The organism is Halomonas sp. DP5Y7-2 (assembly GCF_019802025.1).
Lineage (GTDB): Bacteria > Pseudomonadota > Gammaproteobacteria > Pseudomonadales > Halomonadaceae > Halomonas > Halomonas litopenaei_A.
Genome location: NZ_JAHVHY010000007.1, coordinates 312,374 through 330,507, shown reverse-complemented (window position 1 = coordinate 330,507; position 18,134 = coordinate 312,374). Strand labels below are relative to the sequence as shown.

Annotated in this window: 17 protein-coding genes; 6 read left to right on the top strand and 11 right to left on the bottom strand. The window is 61.8% G+C overall.

The genetic code is table 11. The features are described from left to right. Positions 1-396 precede the first annotated feature (396 nt). A complete protein-coding gene (locus KUW18_RS15295) occupies positions 397-603 on the bottom strand; it encodes a DUF2788 domain-containing protein (protein WP_206938526.1) in 207 nt (68 codons plus the stop codon). Positions 604-744: 141 nt separating this feature from the next. On the opposite strand from KUW18_RS15295, the gene KUW18_RS15290 reads away from it, so the two are divergent. Continuing rightward, positions 745-1,209 (top strand): flavodoxin domain-containing protein, encoded by a 465-nt coding sequence (locus KUW18_RS15290; protein ID WP_222163866.1) that lies wholly within the window; start codon positions 745-747, stop codon positions 1,207-1,209. Then, positions 1,209-1,577, top strand: a complete 369-nt coding sequence (locus KUW18_RS15285) for a hypothetical protein (protein WP_206938530.1) — start codon at positions 1,209-1,211, stop codon at positions 1,575-1,577. Before KUW18_RS15290 ends, KUW18_RS15285 begins: the two co-directional genes overlap by 1 nt. Positions 1,578-1,692: 115 nt before the next feature. Here the strand turns inward: KUW18_RS15285 and ppnN are convergent, their stop codons facing one another. Together ppnN and KUW18_RS15275 are read right to left on the bottom strand one after the other, a co-directional pair. Then, entirely contained in the window at positions 1,693-3,066 is a 1,374-nt protein-coding gene (gene ppnN, locus KUW18_RS15280; RefSeq protein WP_242520577.1) for a nucleotide 5'-monophosphate nucleosidase PpnN, read from the bottom strand. 26 nt (positions 3,067-3,092) lie between these two features. After that, entirely contained in the window at positions 3,093-3,383 is a 291-nt protein-coding gene (locus tag KUW18_RS15275; RefSeq protein WP_222163865.1) for a YfcL family protein, read from the bottom strand. Between the two features lie 205 nt (positions 3,384-3,588). On the opposite strand from KUW18_RS15275, the gene KUW18_RS15270 reads away from it, so the two are divergent. Further along, on the top strand, positions 3,589-4,506 hold the full coding sequence (locus KUW18_RS15270; RefSeq protein ID WP_206939245.1) for a LysR family transcriptional regulator: 918 nt from the start codon (positions 3,589-3,591) through the stop codon (positions 4,504-4,506). Between the two features lie 54 nt (positions 4,507-4,560). Here the strand turns inward: KUW18_RS15270 and gcvP are convergent, their stop codons facing one another. Continuing rightward, positions 4,561-7,455 (bottom strand): aminomethyl-transferring glycine dehydrogenase, encoded by a 2,895-nt coding sequence (gene gcvP / locus KUW18_RS15265; RefSeq protein ID WP_222561779.1) that lies wholly within the window; start codon positions 7,453-7,455, stop codon positions 4,561-4,563. Between the two features lie 255 nt (positions 7,456-7,710). Continuing rightward, positions 7,711-8,103, bottom strand: a complete 393-nt coding sequence (gcvH, locus tag KUW18_RS15260) for a glycine cleavage system protein GcvH (RefSeq protein ID WP_206938536.1) — start codon at positions 8,101-8,103, stop codon at positions 7,711-7,713. A gap of 754 nt (positions 8,104-8,857) precedes the next feature. Between gcvH and KUW18_RS15255 the strand changes: the two genes are divergently transcribed. After that, on the top strand, positions 8,858-10,192 hold the full coding sequence (locus KUW18_RS15255; RefSeq protein WP_261389732.1) for an alanine/glycine:cation symporter family protein: 1,335 nt from the start codon (positions 8,858-8,860) through the stop codon (positions 10,190-10,192). 81 nt (positions 10,193-10,273) lie between these two features. After that, complete coding sequence (gcvT, locus tag KUW18_RS15250) at positions 10,274-11,383, top strand: glycine cleavage system aminomethyltransferase GcvT (protein WP_222561778.1); 1,110 nt, start codon at positions 10,274-10,276, stop codon at positions 11,381-11,383. Between the two features lie 222 nt (positions 11,384-11,605). On the opposite strand, the gene KUW18_RS15245 is transcribed toward gcvT, so the two are convergent. The 6 genes from KUW18_RS15245 to KUW18_RS15220 all read right to left on the bottom strand — a co-directional run bounded on the left by KUW18_RS15245 (position 11,606) and on the right by KUW18_RS15220 (position 17,210). Further along, positions 11,606-12,205: an alpha-ketoglutarate-dependent dioxygenase AlkB family protein gene (locus tag KUW18_RS15245; RefSeq protein WP_222561777.1), complete on the bottom strand. Its 600-nt coding sequence runs from the start codon at positions 12,203-12,205 to the stop codon at positions 11,606-11,608. Positions 12,206-12,360: 155 nt separating this feature from the next. Beyond that, positions 12,361-12,936 (bottom strand): phosphatase PAP2 family protein, encoded by a 576-nt coding sequence (locus KUW18_RS15240; protein WP_222486020.1) that lies wholly within the window; start codon positions 12,934-12,936, stop codon positions 12,361-12,363. Positions 12,937-13,000: 64 nt separating this feature from the next. Beyond that, complete coding sequence (locus KUW18_RS15235; RefSeq protein WP_222163859.1) at positions 13,001-14,161, bottom strand: glycosyltransferase family 4 protein; 1,161 nt, start codon at positions 14,159-14,161, stop codon at positions 13,001-13,003. A 238-nt stretch (positions 14,162-14,399) separates the two neighbouring features. Then, entirely contained in the window at positions 14,400-15,338 is a 939-nt protein-coding gene (locus KUW18_RS15230) for a LysM peptidoglycan-binding domain-containing protein (RefSeq protein ID WP_222561776.1), read from the bottom strand. Further along, a complete protein-coding gene (locus KUW18_RS15225; protein ID WP_222561775.1) occupies positions 15,281-16,156 on the bottom strand; it encodes an acyltransferase in 876 nt (291 codons plus the stop codon). The genes KUW18_RS15230 and KUW18_RS15225 overlap by 58 nt, the downstream gene beginning before the upstream one ends. A 127-nt stretch (positions 16,157-16,283) precedes the next feature. Then, the gene (locus tag KUW18_RS15220; RefSeq protein WP_222561774.1) at positions 16,284-17,210 is read right to left on the bottom strand and encodes a LysR family transcriptional regulator; all 927 of its coding nucleotides are present in this window, start codon (positions 17,208-17,210) and stop codon (positions 16,284-16,286) included. Positions 17,211-17,389: 179 nt separating this feature from the next. Between KUW18_RS15220 and KUW18_RS15215 the strand changes: the two genes are divergently transcribed. Next, complete coding sequence (locus KUW18_RS15215; protein ID WP_206938569.1) at positions 17,390-18,091, top strand: CoA transferase subunit A; 702 nt, start codon at positions 17,390-17,392, stop codon at positions 18,089-18,091. The last annotated feature ends 43 nt before the right edge of the window (positions 18,092-18,134 follow it).

The window sequence follows — 18,134 nt, the reverse complement described above, 5'->3', positions numbered from 1 at the left end:
ATGTCGCGTGTGTATACAGGATAAGTGCGCGATGGTGCGTCATGATTTGATCGATATCACACAGAGGCGAAGAAAAAGACGACTCGAGTTGAGGTTCTGGTTCAACTCGATGGGAGAGCGCCGCGTGGGCAGGGCACCCAGCCGCGTATGTCTTTGTTGTTGGTAGAGGGCCTGGCGGCAGACAATTCTGTGCTGATTGGCTGGGCTGTGCGGATCGGCTGTGCGGATCGGCTGTGCTGATTGGCTGCGCTGTGCTGATTGAGTGGTCCGCGCAAGTGGTTCGTACGCTGAGGTCCGTACGGATGCTGATGGGATATATGGCAAACGGCGCTCCACGACCTGCTGGCGTGGACCTGGGCGGGGCGCAGCAGGGGGAAGAGACCGACCTTGGCGGGTCTAGACGCCGTGGCTTTCGAGGTACCAGGTGATCGCCACCTTGGCCACATAGCCGAGCATTCCGGCCCCGAGCACGATGAACAGCATCAGGGTGCCAAAGCGCCCCGCCTTGGATTGCTTGGCCAGATCCCAGATGATGAAGCACATGAACAGCATGAGTCCGCCGATCATGATGGGGGTGATCCATGTCTCGAAGGTGTCTTGCATAGAGGTCTCGCTGTCTGGGGAGGCGTCTTGCTTGCGCCTGCCATGGTAGCGCCTTGCCGGGCAGATTGCAGGTCGCCGGGGATGCGTCGGTCTCGGCCAGCATGCTAGAATCCGACCAGAATTCTCAGGTAATTCCTTTACATGCCTACACTCAAGATACTGGTTGGCACCATGTATGGTGGTGCACTCGACGTGGCGGAGCAGGTCAAGCCGCTGTTCGAGGAGGCCGGGTACGACGTCTCGGTTCTCGAAAATCCCTCTCTGGCTGATGTCACCGACGATGCGCCGGATCTCGCCCTGTTCTGCGTGTCGACGACAGGTAGCGGTGATTTCCCCGGCAATTTCGTCAGTTTCGTACGCGAATTGCAGGACAAGAGCCCGGGGCTGGGCCACCTGCGCTATGGACTGATCGCCCTGGGTGACAGCTCCTACGGCGACACCTTCTGTGGTGCCGGCCGCCGTCTGGATCAGCTGCTCGAGGAGCAAGGCGCGACCCGCCTTGATGACCGACTGGAGATCGACGCCATGGAAACCTTCATGGCTGACGATGAAGCCTTGCCCTGGGTCGAGGGCTGGATTTCTCGCCAAGATCTCAAGGTGGCATGATGGCACGGGCAATCGCGAGCCCTGCTCGCCTCAGCCTGATGGTGGGTCTGATGCTGGTATTGGCGCTGACCCTGCCACGTTATCAGATGGCCGGCCTGGCGACCCGCGAGACGCTGGTCTACATCGTGCTGGGTGTGCTCGCCCTGGCTTCCCTGTTTCAGTGGCGCCTGCTCGATGGCGCCGGGCGCTCTCGCTTTCTGCGCATGTTGTTCACGCTGCTTGGCTGCATGGTCGTGGCGCTGGTCGCCATGGTGATCTACAAGCTGGTGGTGGGCGGCGTGGCCCTGGGCGTCATCACGTTATCCCAGGGAGCGACCGCAGGCCTTTTGTTGCATGCTGTAGTACTGGTGTTTTCCAAGCGAGATTGAGCTGAGTTCAGCTGACGCCAGCCAGGGCGAGGTCCTGGCGCGGCCGACGCGATGACAAAACGCCCTGAATCATGGATCCAGGGCGTTTTTTTACCTGCCAAGAAGGCGATATCCGTCAGCCGGATCTACCTCCAAGGGTGTAGCACGGCACGTAGTCGCCGGCCAGCTTCATGCGTCCTTGGGCAACGAAGGAGGTCAGCAGGGCGTCCAGCTTCTCCATCAGATCCGCTTCGGCGTGCAAGCGGAAGGGGCCGTGTGCTTCGATGGCGCGAATCCCTTGCTCCTTGACGTTACCGGCCACGATGCCTGAGAACGCGCGGCGCAGGTTGGCGGCCAACTCATGCTTGGGCAGTTCACGATTGAGCTCGAGCCCGGCCATGGCCTCGTGGGTGGGGACGAACGGCTCCTGGAAGTTTCGGGCAATGGTCAGGCGCCAGTTGTAGTAGAAGGCATCCTGACGGGCGCGCCGATACTCCGTGACCTTGTCGATGTTGGCGCGCATGGTGCGGGCGACCTGGGTGGGGTCGTCGATGATGATCTGGTAGAGCTCGCGCACGGACTCACCCAAGGTATAGACCAGAAACTCATCGATACGCTGAAAGTACTCCGCGGCACTCGCCGGCCCGGTGAAGACCACCGGCAGCTCCATGTCGACATTGTCGGGATGCAGCAGGATGCCGAGCAGATACAGAATCTCTTCCGCCGTGCCCACGCCGCCGGGGAAGACAATGATGCCGTGGCCCAGGCGGACGAAGGCTTCGAGGCGCTTCTCGATGTCCGGCATCACCACCAGCTCGTTGACGATGGGATTGGGCGCTTCGGCAGCAATGATCCCGGGCTCGGACACGCCGAGGTAGCGTCCTGGATAGCGCCGCTGCTTGGCGTGGGCAACGTTGGCCCCCTTCATGGGGCCTTTCATGGCACCGGGACCGCAACCGGTGCAGATGTCCAGGTCACGCAGGCCGAGATGGTATCCCACGTCCTTGGTGTATTCGTATTCCTCTCGAGAGATGGAATGACCACCCCAGCAGACGACCAGGCTAGGGTCGCGGCTCGGCTTGAGCGTGCCGGCCTTGCGCAGAATGTGGAAGACGGCGTTGGTGGTGCCTTCTCCCGTGGACAGGTCGAAGCGCGACTGGTTCTGGATCTCGTTGTAGACGTAGACGATATCCCGCAGCACGCTGGAGATGTGCTCGCGGATGCCGCGGATCATGCGGCCGTCGACAAAGGCTTCGGCCGGGGCGTCGGTCAGCTTGAGGCGCACGCCGCGGTCTTGCTGGAGCAGCTCAATGTCAAAGTTGGGGTAGGTTTCCAGCAGTGCCAGGCCGTCATCCATGGGGTTGCCGGAATTCAGTACCGCCAGCGTGCAGCGACGCAACATTTCATGCAGCCCGGTTTGAGAGCTGTCGCGGAGGCGGTTGACTTCATGCTGGGACAGGATTTCGAGGCTGCCCTCAGGGGAAATCGTGGTGGAAATGGTCTCGGCCATTTTTGGGCTTCCTTGTCAGAGGCGATTCAAGGCATCGGTGCCTTGTCGCACGCCTGGTTGAAGAGTTCGCGCACGGCTGTTTGGTCCGCGTCGCTCATGCCATCCTGGGCAAAGGCGCCATCCAGCCATTCATGGAAGACGGCGTCGAAGTCGTCGCTGCTTACCTCGCTGGGGTTGTAGTCAAGCTGGTCCACCACCAGGGGGATCTGCGGAATCAGATACCCGAGGGGAAACAAGTCGTCGGCACTGGCCTCACGCTCCATGTCCAGCAGGGCATCATGAATGGCGTCGGCACGTGCGGCGATGGGGTCATGCATGGAAAGTGACTCTTGTGCTGTGGTGGAAGGTGCTGTGGCTGACATCGAACTCTTGATCATGGTGTGATGCTATCACGGCCGTGCGTTCAGGCGCACCGCTGCGGCCCCCGGGTGGAAGTGGTAAACTATGCCGCGTCACCCGGATTGTGCCTGGCCCCGTCGCCTGATGGCCCAGGACGCCGGCGAATCATCCTGGCGTCATTCCATGTTCAATGCCCTGTATTTTCGTACCTTCATCACGCTGGTGGAAACCGGTAGTTTTACCCGTACCGCTCAGCGTCTCGAGATGACCCAGCCTGGGGTCAGTCAGCATATTCGTAAGCTTGAGCGGTACCTGGACAAGCCGCTGCTGGAGCGCCAGGGGCGACGTTTCCGGCTGACCGAGGCAGGGCGCCGTGTCTACGACTACGCGGTGAAGCTGTTTTCAGAGCACGAGCAGTTCCGACATTCTCTGGACGACGAGAGCCTGGACAGCGGTGAGTGCCGGCTGGCGTCGCCGGGCAGCATCGGCCTGATGCTGTATCCGTTTATTCTCGGCCAGCAGCAGCGCCATCCCGGGCTTACCGTCTCCTACTGCTTTGCCTTTCATCAGGAAATCCTGGCCGATGTACTGGCCGGGCGACATGACCTTGGGATCGTGACGGAGGCAACCCGGCATCCGGACCTGGTCTGCGAGCCATGGCACGACGAACCCCTGAGCCTTGTGGTGCCGGCAGACTTTACCGGTACCACCCTCAACGACCTGCTCGGACTGGGCTTCATCAGCTATACCGACGGCCTGGACAAGGCGGTGAGCCTGCTGCGTGCCAATTTTCCCGATGACTTTCGCTCGATGAGCCACTTTCCCCGCCAGGGCTTCACCAACGAGGTAGGCATGGTGCTGGATGCGGTGGCTCGAGGGCTGGGTTTCAGCGTGGTGTCTCGGCTGGTGCTGGAGACGTCGCCGTGGCAGCGCCAGGTGCGCGAAATGACGCTCAGCCAGCCGTTGGATGAGACGCTCTATCTGGTGAGTCGTCGCGGTGCTCAGGTGCCGAGTCGTTACCACCATTTACTGGAAGCCTTCCGTGAGCAGCGCCACCTGGAACGCTTCGGTCATCCTGATGGGCGAGCGCTGGAAGGCTAGCTTCAACGCACGAACCCCGCCAATTGGCGGGGTTCGTGGTCTAGCGAGGTCCGCTTAGTCGCGATACTCGTCGATGCTCGGGCAGGAGCAGATCAGCTGTCGATCGCCCAGCACGTTGTCCACCCGGTTGGCGGCGGGCCAGTACTTGGCCCCTTTGACCGCCTCGGACGGGAAGGCCCCGATTTCCCTGGAGTAGCCGCGGCTCCAGTCGGGGTCCATCAGGTCCGCCATGGTATGCGGCGCATGCACCAGCGGGTTGTCGTCGAGCGCCCATTCACCCTTCTCGACCCGAGCGATTTCCTCACGAATGCCGATCATGGCGTCACAGAAGCGGTCGAGCTCGTAAAGAGACTCGGACTCGGTTGGCTCGATCATCAGGGTGCCTGCCACCGGGAACGACATTGTCGGTGCATGGAAGCCATAGTCCATCAGGCGCTTGGCAATGTCTTCCTCGCTGATGCCGGAGGCCGCCTTGAGCGGACGAATGTCGATGATGCACTCGTGTGCCACTGTGCCGCTTTCGCCCTTGTAGAGCACCGGATAGTGTCCGTCGAGGCGCTGGGCGATGTAGTTCGCGCCGAGGATTGCCAGTTCGGTGGCCTCGCGCAGGCCCCGTGCGCCCATCATCTTGATGTAGGCCCAGGAGATCGGCAGGATCGATGCGGAGCCAAAGGCCGCTGCCGATACCGCGCCTGAGTCCGCCTCGACGCCGTCGAGGGGGGTGACGCTGTGATTGGCAACATGGGGGGCGAGGTGCGCCTTGACCCCGATGGGGCCCATGCCGGGGCCGCCGCCGCCGTGGGGAATGCAGAAGGTCTTGTGCAGGTTGAGGTGGCTGACGTCGCCGCCAAAGTCGCCCGGGCGGGCGAGACCCACCTGAGCATTCATGTTGGCACCGTCGATATAGACCTGGCCACCGTTGGCGTGAACGATATCGCAGGCGTCGCGCACTCCCTGCTCGAACACTCCGTGGGTCGACGGGTAGGTCAGCATGATGGCGGACAGGGTGTCGGCGTGCTGCTCAGCCTTGGCCTTGAGATCGGCAAGGTCGATGTTGCCGCGCTCGTCGCATTCCACCACCACGACCTTCATGCTGCACATGGCAGCGGAAGCGGGGTTGGTGCCATGGGCAGAGCTTGGGATCAGACAGACGTCACGATGGCCTTCGCCCTGCGCCGCCTGGTAGCGACGGATGGCCACCAGCCCTGCGTATTCGCCCTGTGCGCCTGAGTTAGGCTGCATGGAAATGTGGTCGTAGCCAGTGATTTCGACCAGGAAGGCCGACAGCTCGTCGATCATCTGGCGATAGCCCGCTACCTGGTCCTTCGGCGCGAAGGGGTGGATGCGGGCGAACTCCGGCCAGGTGATCGGCATCATCTCGGTGGTCGCGTTGAGCTTCATGGTGCAGGAGCCCAGCGGAATCATGGCGTGGGCCAGCGACAAATCCTTGTTTTCGAGGCGCTTCAGGTAGCGCAGCATCTCGGTTTCGCTGCGATAGCGCTGGAACGTCGGGTGCTCGAGGAAGCGACTCTCGCGGCGGCAGGCGCTGGGGATGCCGCTGGCCTTGTTGTCGAGCACGCCATCGTCCAGTTCGCGCACGCCAAGTCCGTGTTCTTCGCCCAGCAGGACGTCGAACAGCACGTCCAGGTCGTGGGCGGTGGTGGTCTCGTCCAGGCTGACGCCGACGTCGCCGTTGTCGAAGTAGCGCAGGTTGACCTCGTGGGTCATGGCGCGACCCAGGATCTTGCCACGATCAACGCCGGTCAGGCGTAGCGTGTCAAAGTAGCTGTCGTTGGCGAGGGAGACGCCTTTCTGTTCCAGGCCCGTGGCCAGAATGGTGGTCAGGCGATGAATACGGCCGGCAATGGTGCGCAGTCCCTCTGCACCGTGGTACACCGCATAGAAGCCGGCGATATTGGCCAGCAGCGCCTGGGCCGTACAGATGTTCGAGGTGGCCTTCTCGCGGCGAATATGTTGTTCGCGGGTCTGCATCGCCATGCGCAGCGCGGTGTTGCCGCGGGCATCCTTTGACACACCGATGATACGCCCGGGGATCGAGCGCTTGAGCTTGTCGGTGGTGGCGAAGAAGGCGGCGTGAGGCCCACCGAAGCCCATGGGGACACCAAAGCGCTGGCTGGAACCGACTACGATGTCGGCACCCATCGCACCAGGCTCCTTGAGCAGTACCAGGGCCATCAGGTCGGTGGCCACGCAGGTCATGATGCCGCGGTCCTTGGCCTCGGCGATCAGCGGCGCCAGGTCATGCACGCGGCCGTCGTTGCCCGGGTATTGCAGTAGCGCGCCGAACACATCGTGCTGGCCGAGCTCTGCTGCCGGAGCGGTAACGATGTCGTAGCCGAACCACGAGGCCCGGGTCTTGAGCACGTCCAGGGTCTGAGGGAAGACGTCGTCGGCGACGAAGAAGGCATTGGTCTTGGCCTTCTTGTTGGAGCGACGACACAGCGCCATGGCTTCGGCGGCGGCGGTAGCTTCATCCAGCAGGGAGGCATTGGCCAGCTCCATGCCGGTCAGGTCCATGACCATCTGCTGGAAGTTCAGCAGGCCTTCCAGGCGGCCCTGGGAAATTTCTGGTTGGTAAGGGGTGTAGGCGGTGTACCAGCCTGGGTTTTCCAGCACGTTGCGTTGAATGACGGCGGGCAGGTGAGTGTCGTAGTAGCCCTGACCGATGTAGCTCTTTGCCACCTTGTTCTGGCGCGCCAGCCGGTACAGATAGTCAAGTGCCTCGGCCTCGGCCTTGGGCGGGTCCAGGTCGAGCTCACGACCCAGACGGATATTCGCGGGGACTGTCTTGTCGATCAGGGCATCCATGCTATCGACGTCAAGCGCTGCAAGCATCTTGGCTCTGTCAGCGGAGCCGGGACCGTTGTGACGACGAAGAAAGGCATCATGATCGGCCAGTTCGGCCAGGCGACGTGTATCGAAAGCCATGGAACACCTTGAATGTGGTGGATCGACGAGATCCAGTGTGAGTGAAGCGTTAGAAAAGATGACAGAAGTGCCTGAGCTGATGCGCCTGTGCGTCACAGGCTGCCAACGTCCTCAGCGATACGGCAGTGGGGGCAGGGAGGGCGCTATCTGCTGCTTGCCCTCTGACCTGTACCCTCAGCCCTCAGCTCTTCCTGGGCGGTAACCGGGGCCCTGGTAGGCCCCGGTGGTGGTGGCGTGGCTCGCCACCAAGCCGGATCAGCCTTCGGCGTCGACCACTGCCTGATAAGCCTCTGCATCCAGCAGATCGTCGAGAGCGCTCTTGTCGTCCAGGCGCACTTTCATGATCCAGCCATCTTCGTAGGGAGCTTCGTTGACGGTCTCCGGCGAGTCTTCCAGAGATTCGTTGACCTCGATGACCTCGCCGTCCACCGGCGCGTACAGGTCGGAAGCCGCCTTGACCGATTCGATGACGCCAAACTCGTCACCTTTAGACAGGCTGCTGCCGACGTCAGGCAGGTCAACGAACACCACGTCGCCCAGGGACTCCTGCGCGTGGTCGGTAATACCGATGGTGACAGTTCCGTCGCCGTTGTCCTGAATCCATTCGTGGCTGTCGACGTAGCGCAGGTTGGCGGGGATTGAGCTCATCTCGATTTCCTATACGAAAAAGGTTTTCCGGTTTCGCGCATGCTAACGCCATTCAAGGCATTTGGCGAGTCCATGACAAGAGAATACCGAGTCGGTTGACGTATCCTCACGACATAGGGTGGATCGAAGCGCTCGTCGCGTCCAGCCCGGCGGGAAAGTTCGTGATGCAGTTCGCTGGCAGGTCACGCCTCTTCCTCACCCGACGTAGCGCTGGCCAGGGCTGCTTGGCGCTTGAGGGTGACGGGTCAGGCGGGCGGTGGGCAGCAGACATGGCGGGGGACTATGCTGATATTGCAGAACGGAGGTGTGCGCCCCGTGCTGCGGGCAATGTTTGCCAGGAAGCGCCGTCTTGGATATGGTGTCAAAAGTTTCCAATAAGAAACTTTGATGGAGGTGTCGCAAGCTCGCAACGCAGCAAATCGTCGGCGTGGGTCTTTATTCGGTGGTTGGCTTATGCCGGTGTCGACGGGCCTGTCTTATGCAGCTTGGGCCAGCGTTTGCGAACAGGGGCTTGCGTGAAACAGCGTGACTGGTGCGCGTGTAGCAATATCCGCTATCTTAGGCGGGTCCGTGCTACCTAATCCGCTGGCAGATCCGTTGTTTCGATAGAGTTTTATCGGAATGCGGCAGGGCAGCAGCGGGTAGCGCATCAATACGTGGCGCATAATAACAAGTGCCGAGTCAAAGGGAGACTTCCGTGGACGCACTCAACAACATCTTCTCCGCCATTAATGGCGTGGTGTGGGGGCCAGTCATGCTGGTCCTGCTGCTGGGGGTAGGCATCTATCTGCAGATCGGTCTGAAGATCATGCCTATTCGCAAGCTGGGTATGGGCTTCAAGTTGATGTGGGGGGGACGAGACAGCAAGGCGTCCTCCCAGGACGAGGGGGAAATTTCTCCCTTCAACGCCCTGATGACGGCGCTGTCCGCGACGATCGGTACCGGTAATATCGCCGGCGTGGCGACGGCGATTGCGCTGGGTGGTCCAGGCGCGGTGTTCTGGATGTGGATCACCGCACTGGTCGGTATGGCCACCAAGTTTGCCGAGGCCGTGCTGGCGGTGCGTTATCGCGAGACTGACGAGAACGGCTTCCACATCGGCGGGCCGATGTACTACATCAAGAACGGTCTTGGCCGCAAATGGCTGTGGCTGGGTGGCGCTTTCGCCTTCTTCGGCGCCGTGGCCGCCTTTGGTATCGGTAACACGGTGCAGTCGAACTCCGTCGCCGATGCGCTGGATTCCAGCTTCGGTATCCCGCACTGGGTCACCGGTCTGGTGATCATGGTGCTGGCGGGTGCCGTTATCCTGGGGGGGATCAAGCGCATCGCCAAGGTGGCGGGCAAGCTGGTGCCGGTCATGGGCATCGCCTACATCATTGCCGGCGTCTGCGCGCTGTCCGTGAATGCCGACCAGATTGGTAACGCCTTCTCCGACATCTTCTATTACGCCTTCAACCCCCATGCAGCAGTGGGTGGCTTTGCTGGTGCAGCGGTGATGGCGGCCATTCGTTTTGGTGTGGCACGCGGTATCTTCTCCAACGAGGCGGGCCTCGGTAGTGCCCCCATTGCTCACGCCGCGGCGCAAACCAAGAATCCGGTGCGTCAGGGCCTGATCGCCATGCTGGGTACCTTTATCGACACCATCATGGTGTGCACCGTGACGGCGTTGGTCATCTTGACCGCCCCCATCTGGGAGACCGGTGAACAGGGTGCCTCGCTGACCGCGATGTCCTTTGAAAACGCCTTGCCTGGTGGATGGGGTGACATCATCGTCTCCATTGCCCTGGCGGTGTTTGCCTTCACCACGATTCTGGGCTGGTCCTTCTACGGCGAGAAGTGCTTCCAGTTCCTGTTCGGCACGCGCTCCATCATGCTGTATCGCATTCTGTTCGTGGCTGCCATTCCGGTAGGTGCACTGGCGCAGCTTGGCTTCATCTGGCTGATGGCAGACACCTTCAACGCCATGATGGCGATTCCCAACTTGATTGCCCTGGCCCTGTTGTCGCCGGTGGTGTTCAAGCTGACCAAAGACTACTTCGACGGCAAGGACATCCTGCCGGGCGAAGACCTCGACCATCACAAGTCCTGAACCCAGGCCGTCGGCAGGAGGTGCCTCAAGGGCACCTCCTGTCGTTCGGGGGTTCTTTCATGAACCACGAGATGAGACGCCATGAGTGACCTCAAGACCACACCGCTGAATGCCCTTCACCGCGAGCTGGGGGCCAAGATGGTGCCCTTCGCTGGCTATGACATGCCTGTTCAGTACCCCCTGGGGGTGAAGAAGGAGCATGAGCACACTCGGGCCGCCTGTGGCCTGTTCGACGTGTCGCACATGGCACAGATCCTGATTCGCGGCGATGACGCATTGGTCGCCCTGGAATCGCTGGTACCGGCGGACCTGGTGGGACTGCCGGAAGGCATGCAGCGCTATGGTCTGTTCACCAGCGAGGAGGGTGGCATTCTCGATGACTTGATGACGGTCAATGCCGGGGACCATCTCTATCTGGTGGTGAATGCGGCTTGCCGGGAGCAGGATATTGCGCACCTTCGCCGCGGGCTGCCGGATCATGAGATTGAAGTGGTAGACCGTGGCCTGCTCGCCCTTCAGGGCCCAAAGGCTGCCAATGTCATGCAGCGCCTGTGCCCGGCGGCTTGTGATATGGTGTTCATGCAGCATGGCCGTTTCGACATCGATGGTATTCCTGTGTGGGTGAGTCGCAGCGGTTACACCGGCGAGGACGGCTTCGAGATTTCTGTGCCGGCAGAACAGACGGATGCGCTTGCCCGCAAGTTGCTGGCAGAAGACGAGGTCGAGGCGATCGGTCTTGGGGCCCGGGACTCGTTGCGCCTTGAAGCGGGGCTTTGCTTGTACGGTCACGATATCGATACCACCACGACTCCGGTCGAGGCAGGGTTGATCTGGGCGATCGGCAAGCCAAGGCGTCGCGGTGGCGAGCGTGCCGGCGGTTTTCCGGGGGCGGACATGGTGCTGCACCAAATTGAGGTCAAGGACCATCAGCGCAAGCGGGTCGGGCTACTGGCCGAGGGCCGGGCGCCGGTGCGTGAGGGTGCCGAGCTGTACAGTGAAGACAACCAGCTGTTGGGCAGCGTGACCTCTGGAGGCTTTGGGCCCAGCGTGGGCAAGCCCGTGGCCATGGGCTACGTCACGCTCGACCACGCGGAGTTGGGCACCACGGTCTACGCCGAGGTGCGTGGCAAGCGGCTGCCGATGACGGTGACACGGATGCCGGTCATCACGCCTGGCTACTATCGGGGATAGGCCGCCAGCGAGCGTTCGTCACTTTAGGCCTGAGCTGTCAGCGTAGTGAATTTTATACCGTTATCTTGTGTGTCAGATTCGGGGACAACAGCCACAAAGCCTCAGCTGAACGCAAGCATCTCTACGAAACGGCGCCCATCGGCGCCGTTTTTTGTGTCAGCACGACACTATTGCGATCTCGGTGCGCCTTCGTTGTCCGGCCACTACGTCAGCTGTGACGTGTCAGGAGGCCGTGTCGAGGTGGCGAAAGGTCAAGTTGACCCGCTGGCCGACGCTGCTGCGGGGCAGCAGCGCATGCTCCAGCTGCTCCTGACAGCCAGGTCCCATCCACAGCAGGCTGCCATGGTCGAGCCAGACATTGAACGCCGGTGATCGGCGGTCCTTCCAGCGAAAGCGCATGGGTCGGCTGGCGCCGAGGCTAATGGAGGCGATGACGGGCAGGGGGCCAAGCTCTCGCTCATTGTCGCAGTGCCAGCCCATGCGATCGTCTCCGCTACGATAGCGGTTGATCAGTACGCTGTTGAAGAGAGGCGTTGCGGGAGGAAGCTGATCATTCAGTCGGTCCCGCAGATCAGCGACCAGCGGGTGCCAGGGGCATGGCAGAAAGTCGTTGCCGGAGAAGCGATAAGCGTGGTCGCCCATCCATACCTGCTGGCGCGGGATTAGATGGGTCTTGCCGTAGAGGCGGATAGCGGGGCGCTGCCAATCCAGGTCCCTCAGCAGTCCTTCGAGGGTGTCAGCGGCGACGTCGCTCGGCAGAAAGCGTGAGACATACTCCAGCGGGGGCGACGTCAGAATGTGATGGGCATCAGGGTTGGGCATGGCGTCAGCATAACAGCCCTGCAGGGCCATGGCATGAGGGCCAGGCTCTTGATATGAAAAGCTGTGGCTCTTAGGAAGGGACGCTGTGAAAGCGCTGGGCGCTGTGTCAGATTAGGGCGGACCCGCTGGCAGGCAGTACAGGGTCCGCATTCGGTTCACGACGTGGTTGCTACCATCAGCACGGAGGTGGTCGAGAGCCCCAGGCTGACCAACGCCATGGCATATCCCAGCGCGGCACCGGCGACGACATCGCTGTAGTAGTGCAACCCCAGGCCAACCCGGGAGATGGCAATCAACCCGGCCAGAGGCAATAGCCAAGGCAACAGGGCGGGACTATGCACTGCTGCAAGGGTGCAGAACATCACGGCGTGCATGGTATGCCCGCTGGGAAAGCTGTAGCGGTCTCTGGCGGGCTCGTTGCATTGGATGCTGCCGCCGAAGGTAATGAAGGGACGCTCACGACACAGGCGCGTCTTCAGCAGCTTGTAGACCGCGATGGCGACAAGCGCAGTAGCGATGTATTCGAACATCAAGCGCAGTCCGATATCACGGCCATGCAAGGCCGGCAGGGCGATGATCAGCGCCACCCACACCGGCCAATCGCCAAGCTTGCTGGCGATTTTCAGGGTAGACAGCCAAGGCCGATAGATGCTGAATCCGGCGGTGCGCTGGCAGAGCTGCCACTCGAGCATGTCGAGTCGGTCGAACCACTGAGGAATCTTGTTGGTCATCTCGTGTCTCCTCTCCGTTACATCAATCAGCGCCCGGCCCGGCGTGGCGTGGGTCATGCCACTCTCAGGCTTCGGCAGGGTTCGAGAGCTGTCCGCGTGCATGGCGTGCGTGTTCGTGGGCGTCCAGGAAGGTCTGAGCGATAGTGGGCCAGCGGTAGGCCAGTGCTCGTTCCCGAGCCGCTCTGCCCAGCCGCGCGTAGCGGGCCTGCTGTTGGCATAGCGCCACAGCCTCTTGGCGGAAGGTCTGGTTATCTCCCGGCGGGATACTGACTCCATCGTGATCGGTGCTGATCAGCTCTGCTCCTGCGGCATGGCGAAAGGCGACGACGGCGAGCCCGCTGGCCATGGCCTCGAGTATTACGTTGCCCCAGGTTTCCGACAGGGAGGGAAAGACGAAGATGTCGGCGCTGGCGTAGTGTGTCTGCATCTGGGCTGAGTCAATGAACCCCGTGAAGATGGCGTCAGGCAGCGCCTTCTCGAGGCTCGCTCGTCCAGGACCATCGCCCACCACGACCAGGCGCATGTCAGGACGAGCCTCCAGCATGTCGAGGAAGGTGTCTCTGAGCAGATCGAGGTTCTTTTCTGGCGCCAACCGACCGACGTACAGGGCTACCGGCTGGTGCTGACCGACTCCCCAGGAGTCCCGGAGCTCCTGGCTCCGCTTGTCAGGAGTGAAGCGGTCACCTTCGATACCACGCGCCATCACAGACACGCGCTCGAATCCTGCCGTCGCCAGTTCACGCGCCTGCTGATGTGTCGGCACCAGCGTGGCGGCGCAGCGGTTGTGGAAGTGGCGCAGGCGCTGGCGGACCAGCGGAGCTAGCCAGGGCACACCGTAATCCTGGCAATAGTGGTCGAAGTTGGTGTGCCATCCACTGACCACTGGTATGTCCAGTTTCTCGGCGGCACGCAAGGCCGACCAGCCTAGCGGGCCTTCGGTGGCCACATAGATGGCATCTGGCTTGGTCGTCTGCCACAGGCGCTTCAGCGTGCCGACGCTGGCCCAGCCAATTCGAACTTCCTTGTAGCGTGGCATCGACATCCCGCGCACACGTAGCTCGTGCTCCATGCCCTCCGCCTTGGCGGCGCTGGCATCGACCGGCTCCGGGCGCACCAGCTGCAAGGTGACGCCGAGGGCAAGCAGCTCCCGGCTGATACGTCCGAGTGTGTGGGCGACTCCGTTGATGTCGGGAGACCAGGTTTCGCTGACCAGACAGATGCGCATGGCGTTCCTCGTGCCCGTCGGGCCCCACTTGGCCCGCTCGAGGACGAGCATGCAATGCGCCCATGACAGCTCTGGGTCAGCCACGTGAATAGCCTGTTACTACAGGCGGACGGAGCGGGTGGCGCGAGCAGGAAAAAGCAGCTGCAGAGAGAAGCGACGGAAAGACGCGGCGCAGGGCCAAGGGGTGAGCCGTCGCTCTGGGAGTAAGAGCGACGGCAGAGGGCGACGGCCGAGGCGTTTAACGCAGGATGGTGCCAGGATCGATGGGTTTGCCCCCATGGCGCATATCGAACAGCAGGTCATAGCGGCCGGTCGACGAGTGCTTGCCGACCGAGCACAGCGGCGTCCCGCGGGTGACCTGGTCGCCCTTGGATACCAGAATGTCGCCGCACAGCGCATAGACGCTCTGCAGGTTATCGGCATGGTGGACGATGACCACCTTGCCAAGCTGGCGCATGCTGTCAGCGAAACTGACTTCTCCATCGGCGACCGCCTTGGCATTTGCACCCTCGTCGGTGGCCAGCAGCATCGGCTGCAGCCTGCCGCGACTGTCATTGCCGTAGCGGCGTACTACACGATAGTCGTCCAGCGGCCATGGCCAGCCACGTGCCCGCGATGTCACCGGGCCAGGGTCCGGCAGGCGGGCGCTGCTGGAAGGCGCGCTCGACGCAGCGGTCGCTCGGCTGGTCGATGCGCTGCTGGCGCGCAGTGGAACCTGAATCAGTTGCCCGACCTTGAGATCAGTAGCGCGGACACCGGGGTTCGCGCTTTGAATGCGCGCCGTGGTCGTGCCGAAGCGTCTGGCGACGGCGCTGTAGGTATCGCCGGGCCTCACCTGATAACGGTAGGGGCCGCCGGAGGGCGCGCGTTCCTGTCGTGACGGCACCAGCAGGCGTTGCCCCACCGCCAGATGACGAGAATCGACACCCGGGTTAAAGCGCTGAAGACGCAGCAGCGGAATGCCAGCCCTGCGGGCGATCGTGCCGAGGGTGTCGCCGCGTTGAACGCTGATCCAGTCTCCTGCGATGGAGGCGCTCGCCACATGGCTGGATCTCGCGCTGGGGGTGCTGTTGGCGCCGGAACCAGCGCACCCGGTGATCAGCAGCGCCATGCTGGCGATCACCAGCGGTGCGAGGCGAGCGAAGCGTCCTTGTCTTGCCAAAGGGCATTGAGCCATGAATGGAAGCGTTCCTTGTAGATCGGGTCGTCGTGGTAGCGGCCATCCAGCATCCAGTCAGCGACGTCCAGGCGACGCACATCAAGCCGAATGGCCTTTTCCTTGCCACACAAAAAGCGCCAGAAACTCGGCGCGCTCGACTGGTAGTCGATCGTGACGTCGAGGATCGCATCCAGGCGATCTCCCAGCAGGGCCAGCACCTGCGCGATGCCCCCCGCCTTTGGACGCAGCAGATGGGTGAACGGACTCTGGCGCGCATCACGCTTGGCCGGCGTAAAGCGGGTACCCTCGACAAAGTTGATGATGGCGATGGGGACATCCCGCGCACGCTCGCACATGCGCTCGGTGGCCTTGCGGTCACGTTCCGCCAGGGCCGGATTGGCCGCCAGCTGTTCCTTGCTGTAGCGCCGCATAAAGGGAAATTCCAGGGCCCACCAGGCCATGCCGACTACCGGAATCCAGATCAGCTGCTGTTTAAGGAAAAAGCGAGGCATGGGAACCTTGCGATGCATCGCCATCATCAACAGGAAGATATCGGTCCAGCTGCGGTGATTCGACAGGATCAGGTACCAGGACTCCGGAGACAGATCGTCAGGCACCGTTATCCTGACGTCAGGGCGTACCCAGTGGCGTATCCACCACAGGTTGAAGCCTATCCAGTTCAGAGCGATCGCGTTTAGGCCGCCCAGCACACGACGCTGCAGATGGCGTCCTGGGGTGATCAGCTTGAGCAGGGTCAAGCACACCAGGGGCAGGGTCCAGAACAGGGTGTTGGCCACGAGCAGCAGAATGCTGACCAGTCCCTTGAGGCTAGACATCAAGTTACATACCTCATCTCAGAATTGTGTCGCTTGGTTCGCTGCAGGGGGGCAGCGGGGAGCTCGCCAATCCTAATGGATATGCCGCTGGCTGCCCAGCCGAAGGCGCATCCTCGGCGCTGGCCACTCACTGTTGCGCCTCTTGCTGCGCTGTACGGGAAGGTAGCTGTGGGGGCGGCGTGGCACCCTCCAGGATATCGACCATGGCGCGGGCGGCGACAGACAGTTCATGGGGATTCCAGGTCACGATACCGACCCTGCGCTCGATCGCCGGGTCGGAGAGTGGCCGACAGACGGCTCCGGCTTCTTGCATCTGCGACATGCACAGTGCTGGCACGGCACTGACCCCAAGCCCGTTGGCGACCATGCGCCCCACACTTGCCAGCTGATGGGTCTCAAAGGCGACCTTGAGCGCGCCATGGCGGCTGCCCAGCTGTTGTTCCAGCAGGCGCCTGACCATGGAGGGACGCTGAAGGGCAACAAAGTCCCAGTTCATCAGGGTGTCCCAGGACAACGATGAGTGCTGTACCAAGGGAGAGCGGGGGGGCAGCACCGCGATGAAGCGATCGCTGAACAGCGGGGTAAAGTGCAGGCTGCCTGTGGCTTCCGGCTCAAAGGCAATGCCCATCTCGACCTGGCGTTGGCGGACCATGTCGATGACCTGCTCGTTGACCACATCGTGCACGGTCACGTTGATACGTGGGTGACGGCGGTGAAAGACCGCCAGGGACGGCGCCAGCAGATTGCCCGCAAAGGCGGGCATGGCCGCCAGCGAGAGGCGACCCAATTGCAAGGTAAAGCGCTGGCGCAGGGCGTCCTCAGTGTTATCCCACTCCACCAGCAGGCGCTTGGCCAGGGGCACCAGCGACTCGCCTTCCGGTGTCAGTCGCACGCTACGGGTGGTGCGGATCAGCAGGCGCCCGCCCAGGCTGTCTTCAAGCCCCTTGATGGCCAGGCTAAGGGCGGGCTGAGACAGGTGCAACTGCTCGCAGGCCTGGGTGAAACTCAGCGTCCTTGCGACGGCGAGAAAGGCGCGGAGTTGCTTCACGGTCATGGCGTGCTACCAAGGTCAAATTTATAAGGATGGTAAAACAATCAATAAATAAAACAAACTTAACAAATATATTATCCCGGGCAACACTGCCATCAGTGCTACCTTGTAGCAGTGTCCTGCTGCCCATTGACGGCTGCCAGGCATATCCTTCACTGATCATCGACAGACGAGGCGCCCACATGGCCGGATTCGACAAGCGCGTGTATTCCTATGAAGAGGCGATGGACGGCATCGAAAGCGGAATGACGGTACTGGCCGGAGGCTTCGGCCTCTGTGGTATCCCTGAAAATCTGATTGCCGAGATCAAGCGTCGCGGGGTCAAGGACCTTACCGTCGTATCCAACAACTGCGGCGTGGATGGCTTCGGCCTTGGTGTGCTGCTGGAAGATCGTCAGATCAGCAAGATTCTGGCGTCCTATGTGGGTGAGAACGCGCTGTTTGAACGTCAGATGCTTGACGGTGAAATCGATGTCCAGCTGACCCCGCAGGGCACCCTGGCGGAGAAGATGCGCGCTGGTGGCGCCGGGATTCCCGCGTTCTATACCGCCACTGGGTACGGGACACCTATCGGCGAGGGCAAGGAAGTCCGCGAGTTCAATGGACGTCACTACATTCTTGAGGAAGCGATTGTCGGCGACTTTGCCATCGTCAAGGGCTGGAAGGCGGATCGCTACGGCAATGTCGTGTATCGCAAGACTGCCCAGAACTTCAACCCGATGGCGGCCACCGCAGGCAAGATCACCGTGGTCGAAGTGGAAGAGATCGTCGAGCCTGGCGAGCTGGATCCGGCCGAAATTCATACGCCGGGTATCTATGTGGACCGCCTGATCCAGGGCACCTTCGAGAAGCGCATCGAGAAGCGCACGGTGCATCAGGGCTGACAGGCCAGTAGATTCAGACCCGTTGAGGGTGCTTGCCGAGGTA

What these genes read in the sequence shown, in the direction of transcription:
- KUW18_RS15295 (WP_206938526.1), bottom strand. Translation starts at nt 603, where the DNA reads ATGCAAGACACCTTCGAGACATGGATCACCCCCATCATGATCGGCGGA.
- KUW18_RS15290 (WP_222163866.1), top strand. Translation starts at nt 745, where the DNA reads ATGCCTACACTCAAGATACTGGTTGGCACCATGTATGGTGGTGCACTC.
- KUW18_RS15285 (WP_206938530.1), top strand. Translation starts at nt 1,209, where the DNA reads ATGGCACGGGCAATCGCGAGCCCTGCTCGCCTCAGCCTGATGGTGGGT.
- ppnN (WP_242520577.1), bottom strand. Translation starts at nt 3,066, where the DNA reads ATGGCCGAGACCATTTCCACCACGATTTCCCCTGAGGGCAGCCTCGAA.
- KUW18_RS15275 (WP_222163865.1), bottom strand. Translation starts at nt 3,383, where the DNA reads ATGCATGACCCCATCGCCGCACGTGCCGACGCCATTCATGATGCCCTG.
- KUW18_RS15270 (WP_206939245.1), top strand. Translation starts at nt 3,589, where the DNA reads ATGTTCAATGCCCTGTATTTTCGTACCTTCATCACGCTGGTGGAAACC.
- gcvP (WP_222561779.1), bottom strand. Translation starts at nt 7,455, where the DNA reads ATGGCTTTCGATACACGTCGCCTGGCCGAACTGGCCGATCATGATGCC.
- gcvH (WP_206938536.1), bottom strand. Translation starts at nt 8,103, where the DNA reads ATGAGCTCAATCCCCGCCAACCTGCGCTACGTCGACAGCCACGAATGG.
- KUW18_RS15255 (WP_261389732.1), top strand. Translation starts at nt 8,858, where the DNA reads ATGCTGGTCCTGCTGCTGGGGGTAGGCATCTATCTGCAGATCGGTCTG.
- gcvT (WP_222561778.1), top strand. Translation starts at nt 10,274, where the DNA reads ATGAGTGACCTCAAGACCACACCGCTGAATGCCCTTCACCGCGAGCTG.
- KUW18_RS15245 (WP_222561777.1), bottom strand. Translation starts at nt 12,205, where the DNA reads ATGCCCAACCCTGATGCCCATCACATTCTGACGTCGCCCCCGCTGGAG.
- KUW18_RS15240 (WP_222486020.1), bottom strand. Translation starts at nt 12,936, where the DNA reads ATGACCAACAAGATTCCTCAGTGGTTCGACCGACTCGACATGCTCGAG.
- KUW18_RS15235 (WP_222163859.1), bottom strand. Translation starts at nt 14,161, where the DNA reads ATGCGCATCTGTCTGGTCAGCGAAACCTGGTCTCCCGACATCAACGGA.
- KUW18_RS15230 (WP_222561776.1), bottom strand. Translation starts at nt 15,338, where the DNA reads ATGGCTCAATGCCCTTTGGCAAGACAAGGACGCTTCGCTCGCCTCGCA.
- KUW18_RS15225 (WP_222561775.1), bottom strand. Translation starts at nt 16,156, where the DNA reads ATGTCTAGCCTCAAGGGACTGGTCAGCATTCTGCTGCTCGTGGCCAAC.
- KUW18_RS15220 (WP_222561774.1), bottom strand. Translation starts at nt 17,210, where the DNA reads ATGACCGTGAAGCAACTCCGCGCCTTTCTCGCCGTCGCAAGGACGCTG.
- KUW18_RS15215 (WP_206938569.1), top strand. Translation starts at nt 17,390, where the DNA reads ATGGCCGGATTCGACAAGCGCGTGTATTCCTATGAAGAGGCGATGGAC.